General features: G+C 43.8%; 13 protein-coding genes. 5 read left to right on the top strand and 8 right to left on the bottom strand.

The window, feature by feature from the left end:
• Window positions 1-98 precede the first annotated feature (98 nt).
• Entirely contained in the window at window positions 99-410 is a 312-nt protein-coding gene (locus AS141_RS27055; protein WP_232424884.1) for a group II intron maturase-specific domain-containing protein, read from the bottom strand.
• A gap of 383 nt (window positions 411-793) precedes the next feature.
• Here AS141_RS27055 and AS141_RS12075 point away from each other — a divergent pair, with 383 nt between their 5' ends.
• Window positions 794-2,059, top strand: a complete 1,266-nt coding sequence (locus AS141_RS12075) for an ImmA/IrrE family metallo-endopeptidase (RefSeq protein WP_057937914.1) — start codon at window positions 794-796, stop codon at window positions 2,057-2,059.
• 138 nt (window positions 2,060-2,197) lie between these two features.
• On the opposite strand, the gene AS141_RS12070 is transcribed toward AS141_RS12075, so the two are convergent.
• Window positions 2,198-2,389, bottom strand: a complete 192-nt coding sequence (locus AS141_RS12070; protein ID WP_057937913.1) for a hypothetical protein — start codon at window positions 2,387-2,389, stop codon at window positions 2,198-2,200.
• 883 nt (window positions 2,390-3,272) lie between these two features.
• Here AS141_RS12070 and AS141_RS12060 point away from each other — a divergent pair.
• A complete protein-coding gene (locus AS141_RS12060) occupies window positions 3,273-5,855 on the top strand; it encodes a lantibiotic dehydratase (RefSeq protein ID WP_157243453.1) in 2,583 nt (860 codons plus the stop codon).
• A gap of 53 nt (window positions 5,856-5,908) precedes the next feature.
• Here the strand turns inward: AS141_RS12060 and AS141_RS12055 are convergent, their stop codons facing one another.
• Together AS141_RS12055 and AS141_RS12050 are read right to left on the bottom strand one after the other, a co-directional pair.
• Window positions 5,909-6,637, bottom strand: a complete 729-nt coding sequence (locus AS141_RS12055) for a LytR/AlgR family response regulator transcription factor (RefSeq protein WP_057937910.1) — start codon at window positions 6,635-6,637, stop codon at window positions 5,909-5,911.
• Window positions 6,606-7,715, bottom strand: coding sequence for a histidine kinase (locus AS141_RS12050; RefSeq protein WP_057937909.1), 1,110 nt, complete (start codon window positions 7,713-7,715; stop codon window positions 6,606-6,608). Before AS141_RS12050 ends, AS141_RS12055 begins: the two co-directional genes overlap by 32 nt.
• A gap of 20 nt (window positions 7,716-7,735) precedes the next feature.
• Between AS141_RS12050 and AS141_RS26560 the strand changes: the two genes are divergently transcribed.
• Window positions 7,736-7,882, top strand: coding sequence for a hypothetical protein (locus AS141_RS26560; protein WP_157243452.1), 147 nt, complete (start codon window positions 7,736-7,738; stop codon window positions 7,880-7,882).
• A 533-nt stretch (window positions 7,883-8,415) separates the two neighbouring features.
• Here the strand turns inward: AS141_RS26560 and AS141_RS12035 are convergent.
• Window positions 8,416-8,583 carry a hypothetical protein gene (locus AS141_RS12035; protein ID WP_157243451.1) on the bottom strand — a complete coding sequence of 56 codons (168 nt, stop codon included), beginning with the start codon at window positions 8,581-8,583 and terminating at the stop codon, window positions 8,416-8,418.
• Window positions 8,584-8,721: 138 nt separating this feature from the next.
• On the opposite strand from AS141_RS12035, the gene AS141_RS12030 reads away from it, so the two are divergent.
• Window positions 8,722-9,162 carry a MauE/DoxX family redox-associated membrane protein gene (locus AS141_RS12030; RefSeq protein ID WP_057937905.1) on the top strand — a complete coding sequence of 147 codons (441 nt, stop codon included), beginning with the start codon at window positions 8,722-8,724 and terminating at the stop codon, window positions 9,160-9,162.
• Between the two features lie 460 nt (window positions 9,163-9,622).
• Window positions 9,623-9,907 (top strand): DUF6520 family protein, encoded by a 285-nt coding sequence (locus AS141_RS12025; RefSeq protein ID WP_057937904.1) that lies wholly within the window; start codon window positions 9,623-9,625, stop codon window positions 9,905-9,907.
• 42 nt (window positions 9,908-9,949) lie between these two features.
• Here the strand turns inward: AS141_RS12025 and AS141_RS12020 are convergent, their stop codons facing one another.
• The 3 genes from AS141_RS12020 to AS141_RS12010 all read right to left on the bottom strand — a co-directional run bounded on the left by AS141_RS12020 (window position 9,950) and on the right by AS141_RS12010 (window position 16,046).
• On the bottom strand, window positions 9,950-11,293 hold the full coding sequence (locus AS141_RS12020) for a RagB/SusD family nutrient uptake outer membrane protein (protein ID WP_057937903.1): 1,344 nt from the start codon (window positions 11,291-11,293) through the stop codon (window positions 9,950-9,952).
• Window positions 11,294-11,424: 131 nt separating this feature from the next.
• On the bottom strand, window positions 11,425-14,646 hold the full coding sequence (locus tag AS141_RS12015; protein ID WP_057937902.1) for a SusC/RagA family TonB-linked outer membrane protein: 3,222 nt from the start codon (window positions 14,644-14,646) through the stop codon (window positions 11,425-11,427).
• A complete protein-coding gene (locus AS141_RS12010) occupies window positions 14,643-16,046 on the bottom strand; it encodes a TlpA family protein disulfide reductase (RefSeq protein ID WP_057937901.1) in 1,404 nt (467 codons plus the stop codon). The genes AS141_RS12015 and AS141_RS12010 overlap by 4 nt, the downstream gene beginning before the upstream one ends.
• Window positions 16,047-16,058: the final 12 nt, after the last annotated feature.

Raw genomic sequence — 16,058 nt, 5'->3', positions numbered from 1 at the left:
CCTCGCCAACCGTTTATTTAGCGAGGTGCGCCTCTCCCACCCCCGCATGTACGGGGTAAGAGTCTTCCTGATTCTCGGGACAGGCTATATAAGGCGGTTCAATGAATTTCAGGCTTTGATTTTGAGTAATAGTCCAGCATACTTGGATAACCTTTTCTTCTCAGTCTGGAAAGTGTGATTGTTGTTCCCAGTATTGGACTTTGAGCAACAGCCCTTCCTCCTTTTCTGGTTCTACTCCATGCATAAGCAAGATCGTGATCCACTCCCAGTCTGATTAGATTTTTAAGTTTGCGCTCAGGTTTCTTCAAGTCGTACCAGATGCAATATCTGAGTCGGTTCCTCAGCCATTCATCGAGTTGTTTGAGCTTGGCCTGAATACTGGCCAGTCGATAATTATTTACCCAGCCCATCCAGACCTCTCTGAGTTTTTGAAGACGTTCTTCAAAGCTTTATGGCAAGTTTTTCTTTGTGGTTCCTTCGAGCTTACGTTTTAGGGTTCCCCAGCTCTGCTTTTACACTACCAGTTGGTATTTGCCCTTTTCTCCCATTTTATGTCGGCACAAAGCCATGACTCAACTGCTCAAGGTCGGAGGGTAAGGACAAGAGGGTTACACTCATGTGCTGTCAATCTCCAATAAAAATATTTCAAGCTCTCTTGATGGGATCTACGAAATCCTTAATTTGGTTACATCAAAACCCCGAAGACCTGTGGACAAGGGCGATATAGACGCTATAGGGTAGTGGGAGTGCTGTAACTAGAAGTGTTATGTTTAATTCAAAAACAATCATCTAAGTGAATACTGTAAATAAAGGGGATAAGTTTGAATCTAAGTCGAAGGAAATTCTAAAGAAAGTTATTGAGGAGGAACGATTAGGGCATCTAGCCGATTGCCTTCGGATTTTTGAGAAAAAGAAATACTATTCTCACGAGAGGAAAAAAGACATTGAATTTGATCTAACAATTGAAGTTTGGCCTCCAGGTGCTGATAGGTATGTCTTAATCTATATAATTGAGTGTAAAAACTATTCGAAAAGAGTTCCTGTGGAAAAAATTGAACGTTTTCGAGATCAAATTAGGCAAATAACTGGACTTAATGTCAAAGCAATTTTTATAACTAATTCTCCTCTTCAAGAAGCCGCTTTCAATGTTGCCGAATCTGCCGGTATGATGTTAATTCAAGGAGAATCAAGCGAAGATTATAATATAATTCTTCATAGAACAAATAGAAATAAGCAAGGATTTCGGATTCCCCTGTTGAAAGAAACTCTTGATGAAAACCTAATAGATTCAGGTGTTGAACTGATAGAAAAAGTCATAGACAAAAGAATACTTAGTACTATAAAAGAGATTGAGTCAAACGAATTTATTAGCTATGGAATTGATAAACTATCTAAACATGATATAGAGGAAATCACCAGGAATGAGTTAGATAAAATCAATCCTTTAATATTAAGTAAGCCTAGTTTTTTAACACTAAAAGCTTTTAAGCAATATTTATCAGAAACATTAAATATTCGAGTTTATGAACTCGAAGACAAATCTGATTTACTAGGGTGCTGTGATTTTAATGAACCATCAATTGGACTATCCAAATCCATTATTGGAACAACTAGAGAATTTTTTACTTTAGCTCATGAATTCGGACATTTGATCCTGCACCAAAAACTATCTATTGGACAATATACCTATGAAAATTTTGAAGACTCTGTTTACAACTTCAAAACTGACAAACATGAATTATCAAATAGTAGGCAGTGGATAGAATGGCAGGCTAATTATTTTTCATCATGTTTGATAATGCCAAAAGAAAATTTCATTGGTCGGTTATATTGGTGTCAACAAAGGAATGGGCTTCAAAAAGGCGTTATATACTTGGATGATCAATATGAAAACATTGAAAATTTTTCTTTCCTAGTTAAGAGATTAGCATATTTTCACGATGTTTCTCAAGCTTCAGTCAGATATCGATTACAGGAACTTGAATTAATTAATAACAAATCACGACTTAAAACGGTAGGACAGATTATCAAAGAAGAAGGTGATGAATTATTCATGTAGATTGTTAATCTTTTTTTTTGTAAGAAATAGACAATTACACTAAAGAAAAGCATAACAATGGGCATAACTACCCTCTGGGATAGCTACGACACCACACACTGACCGTTGAAATCTCAACGCCTCCATATTCTAAATTCCCTAATGCTTAGCAATCGCCGTCAGTATCATATCCCTCATAGAGGCCCTGGTCTCTCTGCCTATCTCATATTTCATCTTATCAAATATGTCAGTCGGGGTCCTGAGGGAATAGATTTTCACATCCTCCGTGTCAAATTCTTTACTGGAAACTTTTTCTTTTTGCTGCAGTTCGGGTTTTGAGTTAATCAGCATTCCTAAGCCCCTTTGTTTAGAGCCCAGGTTTTTATTGCCGTTGATCGGGTCGTTTAGCTACTTAGCCATTTTGTGCTCAGTTTAGTTTAGTGCTCATTTCCTCGACTAACATTTCATAATCCTTTGCTCTGGCGCATAATCAAATATGCTTTGTCCTCGCACCTGTGCTTCGGCAAGTGCTAATTTGATACGGATTTTGGTTTCGAAAACTTTAATCCTGCAGATCCTCGGTTAGCTTTTCAACGTATCGGTCCGACAAAACCATATTGCTAGTTGAGTTCTGAATATATAATGTTGCAGGATGAAAAATACGACAAACGAAGATTATTATACTCTTTTCTGTAAGTGGCAGGAATCCGGTCAGAGCAAGGCAGCTTTGCCGCGTCAGAAGGCACCCCCAAAGCAACCTTCTATTATTGGTGTAAAAATTTTGACACTCATTCGGTCACTACAGCTTTCCCCTTTTTTTATCATAGAAGCCACTGATCCTGTTCATAAGGGGCCTCAAGAACCAGAAATTCCTGAAAAATCTCCTTGAGTTTTATTCATTTCAAAGGAATTTCCATTTTGGAACTGCAAATTTCACCAATATCCGGTTAATTTCACCATAAACTTGCTTTTTTGGTTTTTTATACATCCAATAAACCCGCCATTAATACACCCCCAAATCAGCTTGAAAAATGGCCTAAAACCATGAAAATGCTGGTCCATCGCCCGGAAAGCTCTCGAAAGAGATGATCACACCACTTTTTGCTGATTGTTGGGCAGTATTCATTTAAATAATCAGGTTCCGAACGATAATTTCACCAGAATCCCATACAGTTTCACCAGAATCGTCAGCCCAATCACAATTTCCCCTAGGATTGAAGAAAAAACAATCCGTATGTCTTTTCTATACAGAATCCCCCTCTTCCATTTCAATATTGAAGACCCAGTAGTACTTGAGGAAAACCGAAAAAAAATTCTGGAAGCCATTAAACTCTCCTCGACTGTTTTTTACAGGAAACTCGAAGGAAAAGCTTTTGCTGAACTGGATAGGAACCTCCGGATCAAACTCAGGAAATACCTGCTCCGCGGCCGCTTCCGCCCTACCCCTTTCGGGATGTTTGCCGGAGCCGGTGTAGGTAAGTGGGGTGAGGAAATAAACCTACACTTCCCCCTTCAGACAGTAGAAATTGACAGGAAGACTAGAATAACCCCCTCAATTCACACTGAATCCGCTGTCAACCCGTTGAACAGCAACTACCGACTGATTCCAGGAGTCCATAAAAAACTCGGGTATTACCATGCATTGATCTTTGATCATAAGAGCAAACACTGGAAGGGATGCAAACTTCCTGTAAATAGCCTCTTTGAAAACCTGATCCTACACACCTCAAAACAACCAATTGACTTCCAAGGATTCCAACAGCTGCTCAATCCAAAAGGAATACATATAGATTCCGGGCAGGCAAAAAGCCTATGGGAGCGGATTCTGGAAACAGGATTTCTGACCCCTGAATATCGTACAGAATCACAATTCAATGGTAGCGACATGGTGGTGCAAAATCACCCTGAAATCCCTGAAACCACGAAAAAGCAACTGCAACAGTTTATTGATTCTGCAGGAGCCTTGTTTGCAAAGGAGGAAAGCAACTTCGTGAGGGACTTCAAAAACTGGTTCACTACTCATTTTGATGACCGATACCTCAAGCTAGAGACACTCTTATCCCACAGTGATTTTCTTTCCGGACAATTCCTACAGCACAGAGAACCCACTGAAAACGACATTGCACCTATCCTACTGGGGCATCAAACCCAACGCTCCTTAGACCTTAAAGAATTCTTTCCCAATAAAGAACCGGATAAAGGAATTTACGATCTACAGATTCTTTTTCGGCTAGACTCATTGGGTAATCCGGTCATAGAAAACATGGTCTGCAACCGCCCCTTTGTTTATACCGGGAGATTTAACAGGCATCCTGCCATAGAGTTACACAGCCAAGAAATCAAAAACCGTATCTATACGGATAATCAAGTGATCTACGCACATCTAGCACTCACGGAATCCGATTCTAAACAGCACATCTGCAATGTCACCAACATCTTTGCTTATGAAATCACCCCTTTTGTCCCACAGACCCAAAACCAACTTGGATTCGATGAGCTGTACCTGGGAATCAGTACCAACCAAATCCAGCTATTCCATAAACCCAGTGGAAAAAGGGTAATACCAGTCGTACTGCACCCTCTGAACGGAGAACAGATCACCCACCCCATCTTGCGGCTGCTCTGGGAAGCTGCCCATCAGGAAAGGTATAGATTTAAGCCCTACCAGGGGGAAACCCTCTCCAACGCTCCCTTTTGTTCCCAGTTAAATTGGGGAAAAATCTGCCTTCAGAGCCGAAGATGGAGACTTGCTGCCGAAAGTGTTTCTGATATAAGTGAACTGCCTAAAAAACTGGATGATTTGGGTATTCCCCAGCCCATACTTGCCGGACATGCAGACAGGGAGCTGCTGCTCAACCTGTACCACAAAGACGACCTGCAGATACTCTGGCAGGAACTTAAACGCTCCCAAACACTGACCATCAGTGATCCATCCTGGTTTCCTTCAGCTATATTCCGCTCAGCAGCCGGTACGGCAGCCTACCCACAGTTTGTATTCCAATACTCTAGGCCTCAGCCAACTTCCCCTTCGACGGGGGAGTTCAATCCTATAACTGAAGCGCAGGACAACTGCCTCTACTTCACCCTTACCCTTGATGACTCCGACGTCCCGGAAGTATTGGAGTGCCTGTTCCAACACCTGGAAAAGCCGGAAGTCAGCTCCAAAGTCCCATACTGGTTTTTTCTGATCTATGGAAAAAACGGAGCAGCAGAAATCCGCCTACGCCTGTTGGAAATAGCAGCCAAGGAAAAGAGCTTGCTTTTAGCCTCATTTTCTGACTTGTTTTCCTTAGAAGGGCTGGATTGGAAAACAGCCTCCTATTACCCGGAAAACTCAAAATACGGAATCAAAGATCTGAAAATCTCACACCGCCTGTTCCATATGGAATCAAAATTCCTAGCCTCAAAAACCCATCGCATCCTTCACCTGCATGATGCTCCAGGTGATAAAGAAAACCTTATAGTCAGTCTCTGGACACTCATATTATCCCAGTCTCCCAACTACCCCCAGTTGTTTGAGGAACTCAAAGGCGAAGTCAAAAGTATACCATCCCACCATGTATCTTCGTTTAAATCAGCTTTTAACTATGTATCTAAAAATGATAAAGAAAAATTCCCCGCAACAGCCTACCTCAATAACATCCGCTCCCATGACTATTTTTATACTGTGGGTAATTCCGGCATCCTTTTTCTGCTAAACCACCTACACATGATGGTCAACAGGTTTTTTCCGCAGGAAACACAACATCATGAGGCCAGGATCAGATACAGGCTCTACAGGGAACTTGGCAAACAGATTTATAGTATCCCCCGGTAACCACCAAATCCTGGCCAAAACCCAAATTCATTTCAGGTGCATAACTGAGCCCATCATTGGATTCTTTTGATCTCAAAAATCCGTCTCAATTGCTCCCTATACGTTTTGCTCATGGATATCTTATCCCCGGATACCAGTTCGCATTCATCCGATTGAACTTTTCTAACCTTTAGGATATTTACCGCATAAGACTGGTGTACCCTCACCATATGCCTGGACTTGAGTTTCCTAAGGCTTTCCATAAATGATGAAACCAGAATGAATTCACTCCCATCCTCCATTTTCACAATGGATTTCTTGTTTTGTTGTTCCATATACAATATTTCAGCAGGCCAAATTACCTGCTGCAAATGCCCCAGTTCATCTCCAACCACCACAAATCCGCCTTCTACTTCCTTCCTGAGCCAGTAAAGGGAATCCAGTTTTTTTTTGGCTATATCCAGTGCCTCGGCCAGCTCAATCGGATCAGGGGGTTTTTGCAAAAAACCAAGGGCTTCCACCTTATAGCCCTGCGTAGCATATTTGGAGTGTCCGGTACAGATAATGACGGGAATACCGGAATCTATCAGTTTTCTGGATAATTCCAGTCCACCCAGTTCAGGCATCATAATATCGGTAATCAGGATATCCGCCTTTCCATTCAGGATGTACTCCAATCCCATGACCGGATCGACTGTTGAAAACCCCACATCAAACCCTTGAAGCATGGAGATTTCCTGAGCCAATATTTCCAGGGAGTTTTCCTCATCGTCAATCAGACCGATTTTGTATCGCTTTTCCATAGTGTATTGTTAGTAGTAAAGAATAAGTAGACTCATCTGATTCAATGCTGTAGTGAAAACCCTCACCAAATTCATGGGCAAGCACACGGAAAACGGAAGAGGCACCAAAACCTGAGCGGGGCTTTACACCCAAGTGCTGGATCTTGTTGGCTATGTTAACCTTGAATACCCAATCCCCGGTTGATTCTTCCCGGACAAGCAGGAACTTAATTATACAGGGATGATCTACATCGGTATAAGCACCGTGGAAAAACACATTTTCAACCAAGGTAAGTAGGCATAACTTGGGCATCGGTAACATTTCTGCTATGGAAGGAACATCTATTTCTGCAGTTACGGTAAGACGTGGAAACCGCATTTTCTGAATCTCAAGATAATTTTTTACAGATTTCACTTCCTCCATCAAAAAATTAGGCTCACCAAATTCCTTGAAACTATACCTTAGAACGGAGGTCAGATAGGAAAATTCTGTTGCCAGGTCAGGAGAAAGCTTAATGATCCTGGCCAAATAGACACTTAATGAATTCAATACAAAATGGGAACTCAGCTGCAGGGAGCGGTGCATGACCTTCAGCTGCACATTCTCTATATCTTTTTGAAAATTCTCCTGTTTTAACTTCAGGTTCCCATACATGATATAAAAAGCTGTGGTAAAGCCCAGAAAGTGAAAAACCCGAAGAAACTCATGCACCAAAAACACCTTGGACAGGACTAGCTCGTACTGCACAAGCTTAAAGGAGTATAGCTTGATGTAAACCAAAGTGGCCAGCAGAACAATCAGTAAAAAAACAGCCAACAGCCTCCTTTTGCGAACAAAAAAAACCGGCAACAACCATTTATAATAAATGGCTATCATAGCAAACCCAGCCACATAGTGGTAAATAGGAATAAACCAGTCTTCAATTTTTCCCATCAATAGGTAGGTGGCAAACAGGTCAACGAATAGATAGCAAAGAAAAAGAATGAAAAGAAAGTAAAGCGGATGCTCCATTGGCCTTCTGAGCAAGTCAATTTCACCGGAATCCCTATAGTTTTCACCTGAATTGTCGGTCCGGTTCATAGAATTACTAGTTTCCATGGTACTAAAATTTATACGTTATGATAAACAAGCAAACTTTGGAAGAGTGTCAACAGGCACTCGGATCCATCAGAAAAATCAGCTATCAGGGAAAAAGCAACAACAAAAACGGTCGGATTACCGGAAGCTTTTTCAGGGAGTGTCTCACCACGTTTACACGAATCTAGCTGGTGGGATCCCTATTGATCTGATTAGGACTTCTGCTGAAGCCCGGCAACTGTACCGGAAATTTTAAACGTAAACCACTAAAAATTCTCCGGTTTCGAAGGACCTGCCTGCGTGCAGGTTCTTTTTTGTACCATGATTTTAAAACCGTACCTCTGTCCGGATAAAATCGCCCCACTTTTAAGGAACCTGATGGGAAAATCTGAAAATGAATTTATTGAAGATCTTCGTTTTTCAGCCTTTATCTGTCTATACAGCTTGATTCCGACAGACTCAGCGAAATACTCCACATAGAACCATCTGATCACCGCATGGAAGTTCCACCTACCCATTCAATGATGCGTCCAAAAAAGTATTAATACTTTAGATTAAACTAAGATACCCATTCAAACTGAATTTGCAATACTGATTAACTAAATTCCTTTTCCCCCAGCCCTAGTATTTTACCTGCTTATAATTAGTCTTTTAAAGGCCATATGGAACCGCATGCATTATAATCATCCAATGTGTGACTTTGGATCCATGCTCGATTTCATCAGTTATAAACACCCAAATGGCCATGGGTAAATGTTGAATACGCTGGGATAAAACCAAAATGGTATCCCAAAAACCCACTAGCTAAAATTACCAATTTCACCTCTGTGGCGGCGAATTTCACCGATATCCCTACTAATTTCACCATTTCCTTGCTTCTGATTGCCATTTCTGCTGACATTTATCCAAGCACAGCAACAAATCCACAATCGAATGAAAACCAGTTAGTTGGACCTATTAAACCTAGTCTGACACCAAAACAGGAACAGAGATCTAATCACGATAACCATGAAATACCACAACATAAATGAAAGAACTTTCAAAAATACCATTAGCCCTGTTAATCCTGCTTTGGATCTACACAGGAATGGACAAACTGATCCGTTGGAAAGACAGCCAGAACGCTTTCCGCAACCAGACCTTCCCTGCAGAATTGGCCGAAGTACTGGCTTATGCAGTACCACTGGTAGAGTTGCTGATCGCCGGGCTCCTACTCTTCTCAATCAGCCGGTGGTGGGGATATCTCTCAAGCATACTCCTGCTCACCGTCTTCACCACTTATGTGGGACTGATCTGGGTAGGAGCTTTCCCAAGAGTCCCCTGCAACTGTGCAGGGATAATCAACAGTATGGGATGGGCAGAGCACTTTATGGTCAACTCGTTGTTCATCACACTCGCTATCATTGGCCTATACCAAACCGCATTAAAAAAGCCCAAGGCTAATGCCCCAGGCCTCTCAGGTTGTTAAGCTTTAATTAGTGTAGAAACATGTCATTTCTACACAACAAAGGTAAACTATAACACAAGTAAACTACACTACCACAGAACAAATTGAACCAACGAAATAAATAAAAGAAATAAAGGGCGATGAAGGTGGATTCACCGCCCTACAGCCCAAATATCTAAAGCACGGGCTGCAAAAAATACCCAAAAGACTATATCCGAGACAGTAGTCTCAGGAAATCAAACATAAGTATCGCACCGTCCATCTCAAATGACAGGGAGTTGAGATGCCTGTCAACACTCGGCGGTGCAGGGATCCGAACCGATTCCCAAACCGGGGCAACCCGGACGGTTCAACCTCTGAACTGGAGTTCTTGGATGGATTCCTCAAGAAGGAAGACATTCTTGGAAGGAACTCCTGATCAGGGGAACAGTACAAGCAATGTTTAACCGAGGGGTAAAACCTCCTCATTAACCACACGATTATGAAATCAATCACAAAATTGCTCCCTGCACTAGGATTAGTGTTCGGAGCAACCTTAGCTATGGCTATGAATGTGCCCACTATGGTGCCCGAAAAAGATGAACCCCGGTACTGGACTCCAGATGAAGATGAAGATTCTGGATACCGAGAAGTAACGGAAGAAATTCAGACGATGCCCTATCAATGCAACAGTGGCGGACCAGAATGTTTGGTTCAATTTGATAATGATAATCCCGAAACTGGGGTAAAATCCATATATCAACCAGGAGTGTTTAATCCACTGTAGTCAAATCAGTAATCCCCAAGGCCCATGGTCTTGGGGATTCTTTTATCGCTCATTTTGACGGATGCCCGTAAGTAGGATTTCCTCCTGAGGGATAGGAAAGACATACTTTTTAGACGACGGTTCTAATTCGGTCACATTGCCGTTGATATATTTAGCAATCTTTTTTGCGAATTCAGGTTCTTGATTGAGTCTCCGTAAATCTGACCATCTTAATCCCCTGCCGACCAGCTCTTTTTCACGTTCTTCAAGAATCCTACCCAACAATCCACCGGATGACAAATCAACTGGAGTAAAAACATCCTTGTTAATTCTTCTCGACAGAAAATCATTGAGCAACTCCAAGGCCCTCGCCTCCTCACTTTTTCTTGCGAGGCCCTCCGCTGCAATCAATTCCAGTTCTCCAACACTTAACCCGCCAAACAGCGAAAAATTTCCGCTCAGGCGACCTCTGTACAAATAGCGGTTGGGAGCAGCCTCATCAAAATACGCAGCAAAGCGTAAATCATCCTCGCCGTATTTGTGCCTCAACAACGTATCCAAAAACACCTCCGGAGAAGAGCTCAACCTTACTGAAACCAGTTCGGAATAATAAACTGTCTCAGGGCCGAACATGGTAAAAGGCCTGCTTTGTGACAAATCAAGTTCATTAAAGTCAACCCTCTCTTTATATATATCCAATGCTTCCAATGCAGCTTCGGCTGCCGAAGTATAGTCGAACATCAACAGGTGAACCCTGGCCAGCATACCAAATGCAGCCGCTTTGCCCGGTCTCGTTTTAGGCAGTTGGTGATCTGGCAGCAGTTCGATGGCTTTTTTTAAATCCACCAGAATCAATTGGTAACAATCTTCCAGATTAGATCGAATTGCGTTTTCATTGACATCAGGGCTTTCTTTCACGACTACTCCCATCAGCTGCCCATTTCCACCATGTTTTTGGTAAGCGGGAGAGAATTGCTGTACCAATTGAAAGTATGCATGCGCCCTGTTGAACAAGGCTTCTCCTGTTAGGGTATTGATTTCAGCCATATCCGCCCCAGTCATATCGCTTAAAGCCTCCAATGCTACATTGGAATAGAATATCTGCTGGTATGGAATGAACCAATCGTCTATCCTATCTCCCTGATAGGGGTCTTCAAGCCATTGATAGGATCCCACTTCGGAATTACTCAAGCTGCTGAGTCCTGCTTCTGAGATAAAAAATTCATCTCCGGCATGGACATTTAAAACAGGCTGTTTATTAAAAACATTCGGATTATCCAATAAAGCCCTCACATCCGATGGGGAAGTGGGAACCACCAGACTATCATCTGGCTTGGGATCCAAAAAGCCTTCACAGGAACATAAACCTGTAATATATATACCTAGTATTACTAATTTTCTTTTCATTATAAGGTTCAGTTAGAATGGGGATGCTATAAAACTTTGAGCATTATAGCTCAGCCGGAACTATGGATAGTCGGAGATTGCCACTATACTATAAAGAACTATTTGGCCGGCTGCCCCATGTGGATAATTGTTTAGAAATCAAGTTGCAGACCGGCCGCCAGGTTTCTTCGCGGTTTAGCCCATCCAAAATCCGGATCCCAGTCTGTATCTGTAGCCTTCCAGATCACCCCCAGATTGTTTGCATAAAGAAATATTTCTGCCTTGGATAATCCCGATAAAAGACCGCTGGATCTAGTCGGCACCCTGTACCCCAACCTGATATCCTGAAGCCGGATATGGTCACCCTTCTCAACCAGTATAGCACTGTTCCTGTAGAAGCGATCACGGAAGGTATTCCGGGAATCCGGCATGGATGGCACATGCGTAAGCTGTTCATCCCCCGGGCTTTTCCATCTCAGCGCATAATCAGAATGCCCACCCCCGGCGGTCTGTATAGTTCCATATTGGACTGAAGTCCTTCTGAAGAAATAGCCAAAACGATAGCTGATATTAGCCGATAGGTTAAACCCCCGGTATGAAAACGTATTCCTGACAGATCCAAAGGCCGTAGGTCTGGCAGGACCGTGATAAATCACAGACTCCAGAGACGCACCATTTACAATGGCCCGATAATCTTCTGATTCCTCCCCTTCCAGATAGCCAACCGGCGCCCCTGTTTCGGCATTGAGTCCGGCCCAGGGATAACTGTAAATCCCGAAAAGCGGACGCCCTATAACCGGGAAATAAGTCCCGCCCTGGCCTGTATCCCCATAGCTCAAAAGATTGCTGACAACCGGCTCATTTTCGAAGGCTGTAACTTCCTCTTTAAACCCGGAGAGTAGCCAAACGGTTGACCAACGAAATGACCGGTCTATATTTTTTGTTTCCAGGGTCAGGTCATATCCTCTGGTTCTGGTACCTGCACTATTGCCTGTAAACACCTGGATACCGGAAGAAGGTGCATAAGGCGTCTGCCCGATCAGATCTAGCCCTTCTTTGAGATAAAACTCAAGGCTTCCTGATATCCGGCTGTTTTTGCTTTCAAAGTCAAGCCCGAGATTGAAGATCTTGATCTTTTCCCATCGCAGTTCCCTGTTGGGAGGGTTTACTATCTGGGCAAAAGGAAGCTGGGTAAGAAAATTTGTGGCAAAGATCTGGGCTGTGGTAAATGCCGACAAACTCCTGTCCACATTGCCGTTGTATCCGTAGGACATACGTAACTTAAGAAAGGGCATGTAGCTCCAGTGATAAAAATCCTCTTCACTCAGTGTCCAGCCCAATCCCGCCGACCACAAAGGAACCGCCCTTTGATTGGTTTCAACCCCAAAAAGATTGGAACCGTCTTTTCTGCCGCTTAAGGTAACCAGGTAGCGGTTCAAATAGGATAGAGAAGCATTTGCAAAAACTGAATAAAAACGGTCGGCTCCCCCGCCGATCCTGTCACCGCTTGGTATGCTGGCAGTCAGCGATGGATTGTTAAACATGGGAAATCGGCTTTTATAGTCCACTACCTGTGTACTCGCCCTATCCGGATCATATCCATAATACCTGGAAGAAGCACTCTGAAAATCAAGTTTTTTCAATTCTGCCCCTGCCATGCCGTGCAATTCCCACTTTTCTTTGAAAGTCGGGGAATATTCCAGCACCGCCCGTCCGGATTGACTGGATGACTGGGATGTGGATCTGCCCAATATGTCTCCGTAAGGGATATTATGGATAAGATTCCCGTTTTCATCAAACTCACTGAAGAGATTCACCTGTTCACGCACATAATAGCTATCCCTGCTGTAGGTGGTGGTATTTATCCCAGATTGCTGCCAGTATTGATATAGAACCTTAATATCCAGATCTTTCATCAGCCGATAATCCATCCCGAAATTAAGCCTCCAGTCATCCAGGCTTGCCCTCCCTGTGTTTCTACCCAATTCATCCAGTGGCCTGTAGGCCCAATCCAACATACCCTGTTCTTTTGCGGAATTTTTCAGGCGGTTGCTAAATTGTCTGTTTACCTCCAGGGGATTGCCCATTTCATCTGCCAGACGTGCATAGGGATAGGCATTTTGGGAAGATGTAAAATATAAATCATCAGGACCAGCATTCTGATCAATACTGCTATTCTTGACCCCGTAAAACCCCAGTTGTATGCCAAGTTTATCCTCCAAGACCCTTATATCATTCTTGACGTCCAGCGTCAGCCTATCAGAAGAATTGCCTACTACATTTTGCCTTTGCCCATCATAGCCAAGGGCAATCCTATACCGGTAGGAATCAAGCCCCCCGGAAACCCCAATACTGTATTGCTGATTCAGTTGCGGTCTATATAGGTAGCGGTTCAGGTCATTACGCAGATCATGCTGTCGATACCCTGCTATCGTACTATTGGCTTCCGCCTCACTGATCAACCCTTGCTGTTGCCGGTGAAGAATCTCCACCACCGGTGTATAGGCAGGCTGTGAGACATTATTGATCGTACTGTTGTAGTAGCCACTGGCGAATAAGCCCTGTTCGATGTCAATATAATCGGAAACAGAAAGAAGCGGGGCAAGGAAAGGATCTGGCTTTTCTATCCAGTTGGCATTGGCCATCAGGCTTACCTGCATCCCCTGGTTGGTTTTACCGGATTTGGTTGTAATTACAATCACACCGTTTCCTGCTCTTGCCCCCCAGATGGACGCAGCCGCAGCATCACGGAGAACCGTGACCGAGGCTACATCATTGGGGTTGATGTCATCCAGGCTCCCGTCATACGGAAAATTGTCGATCACGATCAAAGGCTGTGAAAACCTGCCCAGGGTGCTTCTGCCACGGATCGAAATAGGATCCCTTCCTGAATCTCCCGTCCGGTTGAATATTACCCCTGAGGTCACATCCTCCAGCCTGTCAATAAGACTAGTACTCACACGCCTGTCAATCAGCTCCTCATCCAGTGAAACAAAAGATCCTGAAGCCCTGCTCCTGGGAATCTCCTGGTAACCGGTAGCCAACACCTGTACTTCCCCAAGCTCCATATCCATTGATTCCATCCCCAAAACCAATGTTCCGGAAGTTGGAACTGCAGCCTGATGCTTCAAAGTCGCATAGCCAAGAAACTGGAGAACCAATTCGTAATCCCCTTCACCTAGACTGAATTCAAATATCCCATCAGCATCAGACACCCTGGATATATTACCCGGCGTTACAGTCACCAAGGCACCCGGCAATGGCAGCCCGTCGTCCTGGTCCACCACTCTGCCTTTTAATAGCTGATTTTGGGCTACTAGGGAATGTCCTGCACACAGTGCCCATATAACTGAAATCAATACTAGCTTTTTCATGGCCTCAACAGTTTAGGTTCACCGACCTTCTTCAATACCAGCACCGGCAGTGTTTCCTCTCTTTTTACCAAGTCCAGTCCCTTGGCCCTCAAGGCCTGTTTCAGCTGGTCATAATCACCGATGCGGGTGTCTAGGCTCAGGTCTATCGGGTAATCAATCCCGGTAAGATTTACAATCGGATAGGGGCTGTTTGCATAGAAGAGTGAGTTGAGGTGATACACAAATCCCTGCAGGGGATAATTGACCATTTTCACGCCTTGCGATGTGCTGTAAGACTTGGGGTTACCAGTAGAAGGAGGATAACTTTTCCCCTCCTGTTGCACTAAAGCGTAGACTGTTTTGGATCTATCCTCTATACCGGCCTCAATATGGGGGAAGTACCTTTTTAAATCCTCCCGCATCAAGCGGTAAGGATCCATATAGGACGGTGCGATCAGCTCGTAACCAAAAACATGCGTACCCTCCGCCATCCAATCGTCATAATCCATCCCCATTTTATTAGACCACAGTTCTTCGGTATCAAAACCCTCTGTATCCATCCGGTTTCTGCCAAAATAATCCACAAGATCCCTTCCTGAAAAAGCCAGCTGATAATGGTATAGCAGACTCATATTGACAATCCGGATATGGGACATGGCGCCAAACTGTTGGATCAATGAGCCTGTTACCCCAGGGATATACCCCGTCATTGCGGATTCAAACCAGATGTTTTTATTGGGAAGCTGCGGTGTTTCAGTCAGCAGTTTTGCCTTGATCGGTAATTGGATCTGTACATCTTCCTTATAGCGGAAGGGAGAAATAGCTGTACTCAACAGTTTTTCTAAATTGGCCTCCGTCAGATCCTCTATTCCCGTGATGGCAATCACACTTCCTTTAGGATCCAATACCACCAGATGTGGGATTACCTTATGCGGAAAATAGGACCGCATCTTCCCAGCATTCACAATAAGCGGCAACTCCACCGCCTCTAAACGCTCATTGCCTGAAATAGTCTCCGCAATTTTATCTTCAGCAAAAACTGAGATAGGCAGTATGGCAATCCTGTCGCCATACTTCCTCTGGATCGCATCCAGCTGGGGCAGCGATGCAATACTTGCCGTACAGGTAGGTGCCCAGAATTCCAGGATGACATACTTCCCCTGATAGTCATCCAGACGAAGCTTATCCGAATTATAGTGTAATACTTCGGAGAACTCAATCCCCGATGGAATCTGATCGCCGATGGACAGAGTATCGGGACGGGTCTCCCCGCCCCGATGGGAGTCTCCGTGTTCAGGGGAGACGGTGGGGCGTGACCTATGAAGAAAATCCGCCCCGGGTGAATCAGCAACTTGTGCTGGGAGTGTGCTTGTGGGAAGACATAGGTATCCCAGTAAGCAGATGAGTATTAATTTTTTCATGAGATTTATAAT

Origin of the sequence: Algoriphagus resistens, assembly GCF_001442615.1 — a bacterium.
Classification (GTDB): domain Bacteria; phylum Bacteroidota; class Bacteroidia; order Cytophagales; family Cyclobacteriaceae; genus Algoriphagus; species Algoriphagus resistens.
Note: the sequence above shows the minus strand (reverse complement) of the source record. Positions and strands in the feature narration are given on the sequence as shown.